Below are 16,077 nucleotides of genomic sequence, written 5' to 3' on the forward strand. Positions count from 1 at the left end.
CCCGAGCCCCGATTTTCAGAGGAGATAATTGGAACAGCCAGCATAACTGTCAGGTCTGGTAGAGTGAGTCGATTTGACTTTGACCCGATTAACCATCAGATTATCAACACGAAGTTTGGCATTAAAGTAACTGCCCGGGACAGGTATGGCAATCTGGCAAGTGATTACAACCAGACAGGTTCTCTTACAACTAACTTTGGTCAAATAAAACCTGCCTTTATTACCTTCAAGAACGGTATATCTACCGGCACAGTAATGATTGAAACTAACAAGGCAGGACCTGATGTCCGTATCAGTCTTAGAGCCGAGGCAATAGAGTCTCAGAGTAATAATTTTGCTGTTTTATACGATGATGGAAGTGATGTCCGGATTGAAGAGGAAGGCTTGAAGATAGACATTAAGTCTCATAGTGTAAGTAAAGATTATTACCTAAAGATAGATAAACGAGGTCTGGATGAGGATGAAATTAAGATAGCGAATTTGCGGATGAATCATTATAACCCGGGATTTTGTCTGCTAACTGATACCATTATCCGCATAGCAGCTAAAGATGGGGATAAGAAACCGATAGAAGGAGATTTTGGGACACGAACGACCAGAGTGGCGATTTATTACTATCAGCCACCAAAGAATGTAGCCGAGGAGACATTGAAATTATACATCCTGGATGAGGAATCAATTGAATCGAGGTGGGTGGAGGTAGCCAATGCACAGGTCTTAATCGGAAGTAATTTTATCTATGGCAATATACCGCATTTTGGGACATTTATCTTGATTGGGGAAGGGATACCGGCGGGTTTTGATGCGGTTGTGGTCTATCCGAATCCGTTCAAGCCAAGCCGCGGGGATGAAAATATCGTTTTTGAAGGGTTACCAGAGGATACCCAGCTCCGCATCTACGACATCTCAGGTAGTTTAGTCAGAGATGAAGAAGGCAAACGCGCCACCTGGATTTGGGATGTTCGGGATAATTATGGGAAGAAGGTAGATAGTGGGGTGTATATTTATGTGTTGACTACTGACGATGGGAAAAAGAAGATAGACAAGCTTGCGATTATCAGGTAGAGAAGTAATTATTCAGCCACAGATGAACACGGATGAAACACTGAAAATTCGTAATCCGTGTCCGTTTTCCGTGTCCGTAATTAGGCTGAAGAGTTTTTCTCCTTCTGACTTTTATCTTCTATCCTTCTTGATTCTCTGTCAGTGGAGGAAATTTCCACCCCCTAACCCCCGCCAGCGGGGGACAACCTGGCTATGACCTCTGTCTTCTGTCCTCTGCCTTCTATCGACCTCTGTATTTATCCGTGCTAATCCGTGTTAATCTGTGGCTGAATAGTTACTAATTTTCTTAATTTTCCTTCAACATCTTCTCTATCTTTTCCTTACCAAGAAGTTTTATAAGATCTCTTTGTATTTTCTCTTCCCCAATGCTACGAATTACCTCTTTTTCTCCAATGCTACGAATTACCTCTTTTTCCCCAATGCTACGAATTACCTTCTCCTCTCCAATCCCTTGCACAAATTTGTCAATCCCTACTATATCGACAAGCTCTCTCATTATATCTGGTCTATCCGCTAATGTCTGTGGCATCAATTTTACCTCCTCCTTGAATTCATCAGGATGTAAATATAATCCTGTTTCGAGCAACTCTAATAGTAACCGTTCACCGCAGAGACGCAGAGACGCAGAGAAGAAAATTAAAATTTATTGATAACTATTCAGCCACAGATGGACACAGATGAAACACTGATTTTATTTTTTTATCCATGCTAATCCGTGTTAATCAGTGGCTGAATAGTTACTTTATTTCTATGTCTTCTCTGTTCCTCTGCGTCTCTGCGGTGAAGGACTACCTGAACGGTTACTCTTAAATAATAGCACATAAGCAAATAATCGGTCAAAATCATTCCGGGTGAATCTATCCCCAGGTGATTTATATTCAATAACATTATAATCAGTAAATGATTGGAAGACAAGAGGTAAAGACTTAACATCCGCATCCTTGCCCTTTCTAATGACCACAATATCTATCCTTAATGGCATTTTGCCAACTTCAACCTCAGTTTCAACCGTAAACCCTTTAGGTTCGAGTAAATGTTTTAATACATTTGAGAAATACGGATGCCATTTCTTCTTCATCATCTATAAGTATATACTAAACTTCTATCTTTGTCAATAAATTTTTGCACGAAAATGTAATCCCTCAGTTATTGGTGGGAGAAAGGAACAAAGATTAAATTTCTCGCCAGGGCGCAAAGAACGCAAAGTAGTCAGAAATTCCAAATCACAAATTCCAAATTCTATTTAGTGAATTAGTGAATTAAGCGAATTAGCGAATTAGTAAAATCTAATCTCTAATTCGCTTTTTGGTATGTGGAATTTGGTGTTTATTTGAGATTTGGTGCTTGGGATTTGGGATTTTTCCCTTATCCACTCTGAGTAAAATTTTGACTAATAACTGCTATATTTCTTCTGTGTTCTCTATGACTCTGTGGCTATATCCCTGAACGGTTACAAATTTACGAAAGTCCAGATAATTAGAATTGCTGTAAAAAATCAAATTCCTATTGCCAAAAGGGGAAAAGTGTGCTATAATTAAAATGAGGGTAATTAGTTACCCACAAACGGATAATTGGTAATTAATTACCATTCACCAGTTACCAATTACCAAATTAGGGAGGGACAGGAAATGCTCCTGGTAATAAAATCAACACAAAGAATAATGAAGATTAGAACGCAAGATTTTTTCAGGACTTTTCAGACTTAACGCAGATTTTTATTTTTATGACAAAGAATAAGCGAGACGCCTGACCTACCAGCGTTTTTTCTTTCATTAAAATTTGTGAAAGTCTGTATTATTAGAGATAAGGAATGATAAAAATGAAGCGTCTCAACTTATTTGTCAGCATATCTATAATTTTCTTTAGCCTGACTAAACTCTGTGAGGCAAGCCTGCCGAAAGAAATACGAATTACCAATGTTACGGATAGCCAGATTATTGTCTCATGGATAACCGATGTTGAGGAAACCTGCCAGGTCAACTATGGCCTTACCCATGCCACTGGTTTAACCGCTTACGATGTGCGTGGGCTACTGACAAGTGATGATACTCATTATGTGAAAATCACTGGTTTAAATCCTGAAACTATATATTATTTTGAACTCGTCTCTGGCGCCACTGTGGATAATAATAATGGTATGTATTATCAGGCGAAAACCGGGGCAGATATTAAGCGGTCTGGACTTGATTTTGCCTACGGCAGGGTATTTAAGTCTGACGCCGTCACCTATGCCACTGGCGCTATTGTTTATTTCTATCTCAAGGATGGGAATGCACAGGATAGTCCCGGTAACTCCGCCCTCTGGTCAAGTTTAGTCGATAGCAATGGTTATTGGTCTGAAAATCTAATTAATCTGAGAACACAGGATGGTAAAGAATTCTTTGAGTATTCTGTTGATGGTGGAGATAATCTCATTCTCTATGGAGAAGGAGCAAAAGAGGGAACGGCATCATTGACTATCTTTACCAATCAGGATTCACCTGCCCCGGATATGATTCTCACCTCAGACCGAATCAAACCTTCAGCCATTACTACACTAACAGTCAAACAGGTTACTTCTAATTCCATTTTCTTGAACTGGATTGCCCCGGGCGATGATGGAAATTCGGGACAGGCATCTTTATATGATTTAAGATGGTCTTATGCGGAAATAAATGAAGGCAATTTCAAGAATGCTACACCAGTCCCAAATCTCCCGACGCCTTTACCTGCAGGTAATCAACAGGAATTTGAAGTCAAAGGGCTTTTGCCCGATACGCTTTATTATTTTGCCATTAAAACCCGTGATGAAGCTGGGAACTGGTCTAATTTATCCAATATTGTCTCTGGAAAAACATTGCCGCCACCTACCTCAATGTTAGCCTGGACAGGAGAATATAATTTTGTTAAAGATGCTCTACGATTAGATTTTGGCACACTGGGAACTAACTTTGTTTATATGGTTAAGTATATTCATCCGGGAAATCTTGCTCCACAAAAAGGTGAGCCAAAAATCATCCTTTACAAAGAGACAATTCCCATAGGCACATATTCGTTAACTTATGTCAACGGCACTTTTTCTACCGGAGCAATCTACACCTATTCCAGAGTCTTTCCAGAGAAAGGTGAATACAGTTATAAATTCTATTGTCAGGGTGCAGATGGCGAACCAACTCTTTTAACTAAAGGACCAATAGTTAGTGACATAGAGACTGGGGTGCGAATAACAAATCAAACCGATGCCCAATTTACCGTCTCCTGGAGGACTTCACAATCTACAACAGGATATATAAAATATGGCACAAATATTGCAGACCTGAATAAAATTGGGGATGATGACCGTGGTCAGAGTTTTAGCGGACAAACACACCATGTTACAGTTAAAGGGTTAGAGCCAGAAAAGATTTATTATTTTGATGTTGTCTCAGGCGGCGTGGTTGATAACAATTCTGGAAACCACTACATTGCCCAGACAGGTCCGTCAGTTCTTGCCTCAGGAAGCGATTTGGTTTATGGACAGGTATTTAAACAAGGAGGAGAGGTTCTGGCGAAAAATAGTATTGTTTATCTTGAATTAAAAGATAATGATGGTCAGGATAGTCCGCTTAGTTCAGCCATTGCCTCTGCACTGGTGCAGGATAATGGTTACTGGATGGCAGATTTAGTCAATTTCCGCACCCTAAACTTATCCGCACCATTTGAATACTCACCAACGGATGATTTGCTCTGTATATTTGTCCAGGGGGCAAATGAAGGCATTGGCAGTGAAATAGTGTTGACCGCGAATGATTCGCCAGCATCACCTGTAGAACTTTGCCTTGATACCGTTGCTCCGGCATCAATCACGACCCTTCAGGTAATAAAAGCAGGCATAGGCTCTATTACCTTAAAATGGCAAGCCACTGGTGATGATAAAACCATTGGCACAGCAACAAGTTATGACATAAGATATGCTACCTTTACGATTACCGAGTCCAGCTGGGGATTGGCTAATGAAGTCCAATTAGAGCCTGCACCTGCCTTGCCAGGCGTTTTTCAGGAATTTGTCGTCAAAAACCTTAACACCGCCACGACTTATTATTTTGGAATAAAGGCAATCGATGAAGTGTGGAATATCTCTGAATTATCCAATATTGCCATTGGCTCAACTACCCCTGAAATAAAACATCCGCCAATACTTGATTGGGTGGGTGAAGAAGAGTATTTAAAAGATGGTGTCTATCCCGATACCGGTAATAATGATATGAAATTTACCTTTCAGGTAAAATATATCGATTTAGACAATGATGCCCCAAAATCAGGTGAGCCAAAGGTGATTATTAAATCTTTTGGCACCTACACGATGAATTATGTAAAAGGCACATATTCTACCGGGGCAATTTATAAATATACGACATTTCTTCCATCACCAGGGACTTACACTTATCGGTTTTTCGCCACAGATGCCTCTGGTAGCCCTACTTTTACTATGGAAGGACCAATTGTTACGGATATTCCATACCGTGAGACGAATATTACTGACTCACAATTTACTATCTCCTGGCCATCGACTAAATTAGAAATCGGCACGGTTAATTATGGCACCAATCCGGATTCTTTAATCTTATCCTTTAGTGATAATCGGGTAGATGATACCCATCATATTGATGTTACTGGTCTTACGGCAAATACTTTATATTATTATGATGTTGTCTGTGGTGGAGTAAAGGATGATAATCAAGGGTTCCATTATAAAGTCCAGACAGGTGCCTCGATTATTCCCACGCCTGACTATCAAATGGTCTATGGCAAGGTTTATAAACAGGGTTGTTTTGAATATGCCGATGGCGCCATTGTCTATATTCAATTGCAGGATAAGGACAACAAAGGTGATTTGGGTAATTCTGCCTGGGCATCAGTTTTAGTCAGAGATGGAGAATGGAGATATAATCTGGTAAATCTCCGAACGGCTAATCATCAATCTTTTTTTGATGACTGGAGCGGGGATAAAGATGAACTTTATTTATTTGCCGAAGGGGCGTTGGAAGGCACGGATACACTCACCATTTTCCCAATCAATGGCACTCCTGCTGAATATATGGAGTTATCGCGTGATATTACCCTACCGGGAACAACCACCTTAATTGCAACTAATACCACGCCGTTTTCCGTAACATTGTTCTGGAGAGCCGCAGGCGACGATAAAAAATTAGGGACAGCAACCAGTTATGATATTCGCTACTCAAAAGGAGTCATAGATGAAGATACCTGGGCTACCGCAAACCAGGTAATAGATGAACCCAAGCCTTTAGTCGCCGGAACAGAACAACAACTGATGATTACAGACTTAGAGCCAGATACCCTTTATTACTTTGGATTAAAAAGCATAGATGAGGCAGGCAATGCCTCATCTATAAGTATTGCCACAGCAACGACAAAACCTCACCCTCCACCTGCCCTCAAATGGATAAATGAACCTAACTATCAAGAAGACGGTTTAGAGCCAGAAAAAGGGTCTGTGGAGACTGTTTATACCTACTATGTTGATTATTTTCATACCGATAATCTTGCCCCGGCACCTGGTTTTCCCAAATTACATATTTTAGCAGATGTTTATACAATGGTTGCAGATAACCCGGCGGATACAAATTACAGAGATGGCAAACGATACAAATATATTAAAATCTTTACCTTGCCCGGGACATACACCTACTCTTTTGAGGCGAAGGATACGGCTAATGTTCTGGCTCAAGGCACACCAACTCAAATTTCATCAGGGCCGGTGGTTGGTGTTATTCCTGTTTTAACATGGACTAAAGAAGAAGGATATGGAACAGACGGTCTTGAACCCGAAATAGGTGCTCCAAACACAACCTTTACTTATCGAATAAATTATCTCCATAGCCAGAATATCCCGCCAGCACAGGGTTATCCAAAGGTTTATATTTCAGGGCCTGTCAATCAATCTTTTTCTATGCAAGAGGTTGATTCGCAAGATACTGACTACACCAATGGAAAATTTTATACCTTCTCCATTGCGTTAACCACGATGGGGAAATATTATTACCATTTTGAGGTAAAAGATACAAATGATTTTCTGGCGACAACTCAAAAAATGACAGGACCTATTATTGCCAATGCACCAGTATTAAGTTGGGTTGATGCCGATGGCTATAAAACTGATGGCGTAGAACCAAACACAGGCAATAATAAAACCATATTTACCTATAAAGTCCGATATTGCGATGTGGATAATAATCCACCGGATTTATATTATCCAAAATTATATGTGCTTCGTGGGGGCGAGATGGTGTATGAAAGGAAGATGTATCGAATCGAAGGAAATGATTATGTGACGGGCATAGTCTATTGTGTTCAATTACCACTTATTATCGCCAGTGATTACTATTCTTATTATTTTGAGGCAAAGAATGCGAGAGGGGTGTTGGCTGTGGGCACGCCAACGAATATTCATCCAGGACCTTTAGTTAATGGTCCCAATTATCCACCACGACTTCAATGGGTTGGCAAGGGTGAGTATATTGCGGATGGTCTTAACCCGGAAACCGGAACCGTAGGCACGACATTTACTTATCAGATTAAATACTCTGATATGAATGCCGACCCTCCTCAATCTGGATACCCATTAGTTTATCTCTACCGTGGGGAAACTCTTTCTGGAACAAAGACAATGAGTTATCTTTATGGGTCATTTACCAATGGTGCGGTATTCGAGGCAACTTATACCTTTAAATCAACAGGTATTTACAAGTATAAATTTGAGGCAAAGGACAAAAAGGGTTTACCAACTTACATATCTTTTAAAATAGGTCCTCTAATTAGCACCGCACCGACATTGGAAAGGGGGACTGTCACACCAGCGGTAGGCACGATAAATCTAACTACCTTTACTTACAAAGTTACCTATAAAGATGCCGATAATGACCCGCCAAATGCTCTATATCCAGTAGTGCATATATTTAAAGATAGCAAGGAAATCATCGGCAGCCCCTGTCGGATGGAACCAGAAAACCCAGCGGACATTACTTATAATGATGGCAAGGTGTATAAATTCACCAGGATTTTTGACCAGGCAGGCTCATTTACATATCAATTTGAGGCTTATGATTGTTTTGGAGTAAAAGCCACTGCCCCACCAATGGCACCGGGCCCTATTGTCCGCAGTGCACCTACATTGAATTGGACTTATGAACCAGGCTATTTGAATGATGGTCTTGAGCCTGAAGGCGGAACAATTCAAACCATATTTACCTATCGAGTCAATTATACTGACCTGGATAACCAACCACCTTTATCGAACTATCCTGTGGTTCATATTCTAAAAGGAGGTTATGAAATTCTCAACAGCCCCTTTGTGTTAGAGGAGGTAGATACATTAGACACCATTTATAAAGATGGGAAATTATTTACTCTGTCATACTCATTTTCAGGAATTGGCACATACTCGTATTATTTTGAGGCTTATGATTCTTTAAATATTAAAGGTGAAGGACCCGCAACAGGTACCAAAACAGGTCCTTCAATCATTGAGGGACCGATATTAAAATGGGCAAATGAGGAAGGCTACATTAATGATGGGATTAACCCTAGCACAGGCACAAGATATGTAACTAATTTTACCTACAAGGTAACTTATCAAGACCCTACGGGTTATCCTCCGGCAACAGGCTATCCGCGGGTGCATATCTTTCGCGGCGGTAATCCTGAACATATAGGTGGTCAGCAGATGTTCATTAAAGTTGGTGATGATTATAAAATCGGGGTAACATACACCTTTGCCACTACCTTTCCAATTGGCGGCAAACATTACACCTATTATTTTGAGGCAAAAAATACCAAAGGGATATTTGCTTCAGGAGAACCAACAAATGAACAGGAAGGACCAATAGTTGAAGGACCTAATTTTAAACCAACACTTTTCTGGTCGCAAAAACAAGGTTTTATTTCAGACGGCATTGACCCGAATTTCGGCACGCTCAAAACTGATTTCACTTATCAAATATTATATCAGGATACAAATGGTGACCCACCGGCAATTGGTTATCCAATAGTTTATATCTACAAACAAGCAAACTTAATCGCCACCGCCACGATGAATTTTGTTGACGGAAATTGGGCAAAAGGGGCAAATTACGCTTATTCAACCACACTCCCTCAAAAAGGTGAATATCAATATCAATTTAAGGTCAAAGATGAGCCGGGAGAAGAGGTAATATTTCCGCCATATTCCTTTGCCACAGGTCCAAAAATTAGCGGTAGTCCACAATTATGGTGGACTCAAGAGGTAGGATATACTTCTGATGGATTAGAACCCGAGACCGGCACCAAAGGAACGATTTTTACCTACCGTGTGGTCTATGTTGACGAGGATAACGAACCGCCGGGGGCATTGTTTCCTAAATTACACATCTTAAAGGGTGAGGTAGAAATATTAGCTCCAAAAATGTGGGAAGCAAATCCAGCAGATACAAAATATGATGATGGGAAGATTTATAAATATTCTATCTCATTGACCTCGCCAGGAACTTATACTTACCGATTTGAGGCACAGGATATCAATGGGCTATTGGCTGTGGGCACCCCGACGATACTTCAGCGGGGTCCAAAGGTTATACCTCTCCCATTTTTAGACTGGGTAGGGGTAGGGCAGTTCACTTCAGATGGTTTAGACCCGGAGGCAGGCACACCGGGCACTAAATTCACATTCAGGATAAAATATATTGACCTCGATAATCTTCCACCAGGAATTGGCTCACCAAAGGTAGTTATCTTTTCAAACCAGCCACCTCATACTTCCTCTGTGATGCAAGCTGAGGATATTTATGATGATAACTATACTGATGGCAAACTGTATGGTATTTCTATCTTCATCCCCCAGGGAACATATACCTATAAATTTGAGGCAGAAAATATTGAGGGTGGCAAAGCGATTGGTCTGCCAGCACAATGGCAATATCCCGGCCCACAGGTAAGTAATGCCCCGCAAGTAATAAATGGTCGGGTTAATCCAGGCACCGGAACCAAAGATACCTTGTTCACCTACATTGGAGAATACAAAGATATTGATAATGACCCACCGGCAACAGATTATCCAAAAGTTTGTATTCTGAAAAACGGTAAAGAGATTGCGGGAAGCCCATTTAAAATGAATGCCGATGGCAATGAATACAAATTTTCTACCTACCTGCCAGCAGGGATAAATTATAGTTATCGATTTATCGCAAAAGATATTTATGGTGTAGAGGGTATGAGCCAGGATTATGGAGGACCATTTGTAAATAACATCCCTGTTTTACTCTGGGCAGGTGATACAGGATATACCGCAGATGGGCTTGAACCAGAGGTAGGCACGACCGGGACTATGTTCACTTTTTTAGTTAAATACAAAGATATTGACAACGACCCACCAGGCACAGGCTCTCCAAAGGTGCATATCTTTAAAGCAGACCAAACCATTCCCGGAAGCCCTTTTGCAATGACCGCGGTTAATCCTGAGGAACACTATTTTAATGGTAAACGATATAAATTAGTAATTGCCTTTAACGAAAATGGGTCATATAGTTACAGATTTGAGGCAGAGGATATGTATGGCAGTCCGGCAATTGGCGAGCCTGTTCAGAGGGTATCATCCGGGCCACAGGTCAGTATTCAACCTTCTTTAGATTGGCTTGGACTGGAAGACTACATCACCACTGGTGTCAGCCCCAATACCGGCACAATTGGCACAGAATTTGTTTATATGATAAAATATACCGACCTGGACAATGACCCACCTGGCACGGATTCTCCAAAGGTAGATATTTTTAAAAATCAGGTTAGAATTGCGGATAGCCCATTTAAGATGGACGAAGTTTATCCAGCAGATACGGATTATACAGATGGGAAATGGTATAAATTTACGAAAAAACTACCGTCTTGCGGAACTTATTCTTGTAATTTTATTGCCCGGGATAACAAAGGCCTTTTTGCCAGCGGCGAACCAACAATTATCAAAGAAGGACCAATAATTACTGGCCAGCCTATTTTAGAATGGACAGGTAAAGTAAATTATATAACCGATGGCGTTGACCCGGATCCAGGTCTTACCTCTACCTATTTTACTTATCAGGTGAAATATATTGATATTAATAACTCAGCGCCCCAGCCGGGTTATCCAAAATTATATATATTAATGGATGGGCAGATATTTTCTCCATATCCATACGGTGTCACAATGTATCGAAAAGAAGGCTATAATTACCAGGAAGGGGTAATTTATACGACACCATCGATAAGACTTCCATTTGCCAGCACAAAGTATGGTTACTATTTTGTGGCGAAAAATACGGAGGGACAACTGGCAAAAGGCACACCGACTCTTCCTCAAACAGGTCCTACGGTTACTGGCGATAATAATCGACCAATGCTTTTATGGGCAAATCAGTCAGGATATATTTATGATGGTTTAGAACCCGAGGCAGGCACCTCTGGCACAATATTTACCTATTTAATCATCTATAGAGACTTAAATGGTGATGAGCCTTTTCCCGGCAATCCTCTTCTTCATATCTACAAAGGAGATATATTCTTCACCTCAACCACGATGAAAAAAGAAAATGGTGATTTTTATAATGGGGCGTTGTATAGTTATTCAACGGTTTTTGAGCAAAACGGCAATTACAAATATAAGTTTTCTGCAAAGGATATTTATGGGGTTGATTGTTATCCATCTGCACCAACTAATTTTAAATCAGGACCTAATGTTGGTGCGGCACCTAAATTAATGTGGATTGGAACTGGCAGTTTTCAATCAGATGGGCTTGACCCGGAAACCGGCATCGTTTATGAAACAATCTTTACTTATAAAGTCAAGTACCAGGACGATAAAAATACCCCACCCGCTTCAGGTTATCCCAGAGTCCATATCCTTAAAAAAGGTATGGCGATAGACAATAGCCCTTTTCCAATGACACCAATTGAAGGCGGAGATTATCAGACAGGCAAGGGATATCAATTTTTCAAGAGACTTGTTGTGGCAAGTGCAGAATATACTTATTATTTTGAGGCAAAAAATACCTCTGGAATTTATGCGATTGGAACTCCCACCGTTTCAATAAATAGCCCTGATGTTACCGGAGAACCATTACTTATCTGGTGTGGAGATAAACCTGAATATCTAACCGATGGATTAGACCCTGAATTTGGGACTGAGGGGACAAGGTTCACCTACCGCGTTTCTTATCGTAATGCTAATAATGACCCACCCGACGCAGATTCACCCCGAGTGCATATTTTTAAACAGGGTGTAGAAATACCCAATAGTCCATATTTGCTGGTAGAAGAAAATCCTGCAGATACAGATTATGAAGACGGTAAATTATACAATCTTACGCTCACGCTTGTGGTTGGCACATACACCTATAAATTTGCCGCAGAAAGTAATCACGGCATATCGGCTACCGGCACCGCTACATTTATTAGACAGGGTCCTCAAGTTACTTTAGCCCCACAGTTAACCTGGGTAAATAAAGAAGGGTATATCACGGATGGACTTCATCCTGAGACAGGCTCGGCCACCACACCTTTTGTCTATCGCATCATTTATACGGATAACGAGCCGCCGTCAGCCGGTTATCCTGTCGTTCACATCCTTAAGGCACACAACGAGATAAGCGGAAGTCCTTTTGTGATGAAACAAACTAATCCGGCTGACCTGATTTATAACGATGGTAAAGAGTATGAGTTCACCGCAACCCTCACCGCGAGTGGCAAGGATTATGAATATTTCTTTGAGGCAAAGGATATAGTTGGTATTTCTGCCCAAACATCAAAAATAAATGCACCGGTCGTTACAAATCCCCCAGAATTAAAGTGGGTAGATGAAGATAATTATCGCACCGATGGACTTCACCCAGAGTTGGGCACCTGGAGCACAGAATTTATTTATAAAGTCCGATACCAGGATGCTAATAATGATATGCCAGCCGCAGGTTTCCCAAAGATTCACATTCTCAAAGGTGGAACTGAGATTTCAGGCGCTCCATTTCCAATGTTAGCCGTAAATCAATATGATACAAACTGTGTAGATGGTAAAGATTATTATTTTAAGAAAACCCTGTCCGCCACGGGTAAGGATTACACTTATTTTTTTGAGGCAGAAGATGAATATGGTATCAAGGCAGAAGGGACGGCAACCACAAAAAAGGATGCACCAGATGTCAGTCGAGAACCAATATTATTATGGACGGGTAATGCGGGATTTATTGAAGATGGCGTTGAGCCTGAACTCGGCACAACAGGCACTAAATTTACCTACCAGGTCAAATATTTTGACCCGGATAACGACCCACCAACATCAGGTTTTCCAAAACTACATATCTATCGGGAGGCGACATTTATTGGTTCATTTACTATGAATCCGGTGAATACGATATATCAATATGAAACTACCTTACCGCTGGGTAATTATTCATATTTTTTTGAGGCAAGGGATAACTATGGGATTTTAGCCGTGGGGACACCTACTTCACTTAAAAATAAACCCGTTGTTACAGATGCACCAATTTTAGACTGGGTTGATGAAGAGGGATTTAAAACCGACGGTGTTAAGCCAGATTCCGGTAATACAGACATTAACTTTACCTATAAGATAAAATATATAGATAGCAATAATAACCCACCTATCACTGGTTATCCAAAGGTAGTTATTTTTAAAAATGTTCTGGTATTGGGCTCATTTACTATGAAAGAGGTAGATGTAGAGGATATAACTTATACTGATGGCAAGTTGTATTATTTTAACCTTCAATTTGCAGAAAGTAGTATTGATTACCTATATAAATTTATTGCTAAAGATTCTAATGGGATGGATGCGGTTGGTAAAATTGAACTTATGAACGGACCACAGGTCAATAATCCACCAGTCCTCGATTGGACAAAAGAAAGTGGGTATGTATCCGATGGAATTGACCCTAATTTTGGGACAACAAAGGAAAAATATATCTATCGAGTTAAATATACGGATAAAGATAATCATCCACCGTCTGCCGGGTATCCTAAATTATATATCTATTCTCAAGATGTGCCAATTCAGGATAGTCCGATAACGATGAATCCTGTTGATACTCAGGATGGGACTTATACCGATGGAAAATTGTACACCTTTGAGACTACTTTTGAAGAAGGCACATATACCTATAAATTTGAGGCAAGAGATATTTATCAAGCAACCGCAACAGGTGTAGCAACAGCCATTCAATTTGGTCCAACGGTAAATGATGCCCCAGAACTAATCTGGGTAGATGCCGATGGATTTAGAACAGATGGCGTTGACCCGAACATAGGCTCAACAAATAGTAGATTTACATATAAAGTGCTCTATAAGGATGTTAAGAATATCCCTCCAGCACCGGGTTATCCTCGGGTGAATCTCTATATGGGAGGAATTTTCATCACGCCATCGTCTTTACTCATAAAGGAAAATGAAAATGATAACGATTATACAGATGGGGTAATTTACGGGATTTATGATGTTAGATATTCTTATGCCAGTGATGCGTATAGCTATCGCTTTGAGGCTAAAAACAATAATAATGTCGAGGCAATAGGTGAGGCAACAACGATTCATTCAGGACCTAAAGTTGAAGGGGTGAATTATTCACCATTACTCCTCTGGACTGGCGAAAGTGATTATACAGATGGTTGTAATCCCGATTCCGGGGCGCCAGATACCCCTTTTACCTTTCATACGGCATATCTGGATATTAATGTTGACCCACCGGCTCCAGACTATCCCGCTGTCCTTATTTATAAAGACGATAAGCCTTATGGAATCGGAACCTACACAATGGATTATGTCAATGGAAGTTATTTTAAAGGAGCTACTTATTCCAAAACCATCTTTTTAAATGCTACGGGAACCTATAAATATAAGTTTTATGCTAAGGATAATAAAGGGGAAGAGGCAAGAGGACCATTTACTATTCTGAGAGTGGGACCAAAGGTCAGTCATACCCCAAAGTTAGAATGGGCTGGACAGACAGGTTTCCAAACCGATGGATTAGAGCCACATGAAGGTATTGTTCGAGAGACATATTTTACATTTAAAGTAAAATATAAAGATGAAGATGGCGATGCACCTTTGACTGACTATCCTAAAATTTGTATTCTTAATAATGATAAGTTAGTCGGAAAGGCTAAGATGGTCGTTGAATCCGGGAATGATTTCAAGACAGGCAAGATTTATTTTTGTATCTTTAGACTAAATGAGGTAAGTGATAAATACGAGTATTACTTTGAGGCAAAGGATGCAATGGGTGTAGTTGCTACAGGGACACCAACCTATGAACATCCAGGTCCAAAGGTGAAAGAAAAACCTCCTTCTTCCCCACAATTTGACCCATTACAAACCCTTGAGTTTCTTGAGATATTCAACTATCCAAATCCCCATACAGGGAAAACCACGATTTGTGCCAGGACTAACTTGAATAATGTGCCAGTAACGATGCAAGTTGAGGTATTCAACATTATTGGCGAACTTATCTGGCAAATAGAAAAAAACATAGTTGTGGATAACGACGGCATAGCCCAAATTGAGTGGAATAGCCAAAATGAGCAAATAGCCAGCGGTATTTACATTTATAAACTCAGGCTAAGCTATAACGGTAAAACAATGCAAAAAATAAACAAGATGGGAATAACACGCTAAAAATAACCAACCACAGAGACTTAAAAAAAGTCTGTGTGAAGATATTTAATTAATACCCTTGATTTCCTCTATTGTTAATCCCGTTACCTGTGATATTTTTTCAACTTTCTCTCCTGATTTCAAAAGACTTTTCGCTACTTCTATTTTGCCTTGTTGTAGCCCTTGTTGTAGCCCTTGTTGTAACCCTTGTTGTAGCCCTTGTTGTAGCCCTTGTTGTAGCCCTTGTTGTATTCCTTGTTTTAACCCTTTTTGTATTCCTTTTTCTATTCCTTGTTTTAACCCTTGTTTTAAGGCAAACTCTATCGCACCTCTTTGCATTCGGATAAAATCGTGCCGCTTATATTGAA

Annotated in this window: 5 protein-coding genes; 2 read left to right on the forward strand and 3 right to left on the reverse strand. The window is 40.3% G+C overall.

What is annotated here, in order from left to right:
• Positions 1-1,065: T9SS type A sorting domain-containing protein (locus tag AB1422_05495; GenBank protein ID MEW6618785.1), on the forward strand; the 1,065-nt coding region annotated here is incomplete at its 5' end.
• A gap of 286 nt (positions 1,066-1,351) precedes the next feature.
• Here the strand turns inward: AB1422_05495 and AB1422_05500 are convergent.
• A complete protein-coding gene (locus AB1422_05500) occupies positions 1,352-1,594 on the reverse strand; it encodes a hypothetical protein (protein MEW6618786.1) in 243 nt (80 codons plus the stop codon).
• Between the two features lie 219 nt (positions 1,595-1,813).
• The gene (locus AB1422_05505) at positions 1,814-2,146 is read right to left on the reverse strand and encodes a hypothetical protein (protein MEW6618787.1); all 333 of its coding nucleotides are present in this window, start codon (positions 2,144-2,146) and stop codon (positions 1,814-1,816) included.
• Positions 2,147-2,884: 738 nt separating this feature from the next.
• Here AB1422_05505 and AB1422_05510 point away from each other — a divergent pair.
• Positions 2,885-15,730 (forward strand): fibronectin type III domain-containing protein, encoded by a 12,846-nt coding sequence (locus AB1422_05510; GenBank protein MEW6618788.1) that lies wholly within the window; start codon positions 2,885-2,887, stop codon positions 15,728-15,730.
• Positions 15,731-15,775: 45 nt separating this feature from the next.
• Here AB1422_05510 and AB1422_05515 read toward each other — a convergent pair.
• Positions 15,776-16,077: transposase (locus tag AB1422_05515; GenBank protein MEW6618789.1), on the reverse strand; the 302-nt coding region annotated here is incomplete at its 5' end.

The sequence above is a fragment of the bacterium genome, from assembly GCA_040757115.1.
In the GTDB taxonomy this organism is placed as follows: domain Bacteria; phylum UBA9089; class CG2-30-40-21; order CG2-30-40-21; family SBAY01; genus JBFLXS01.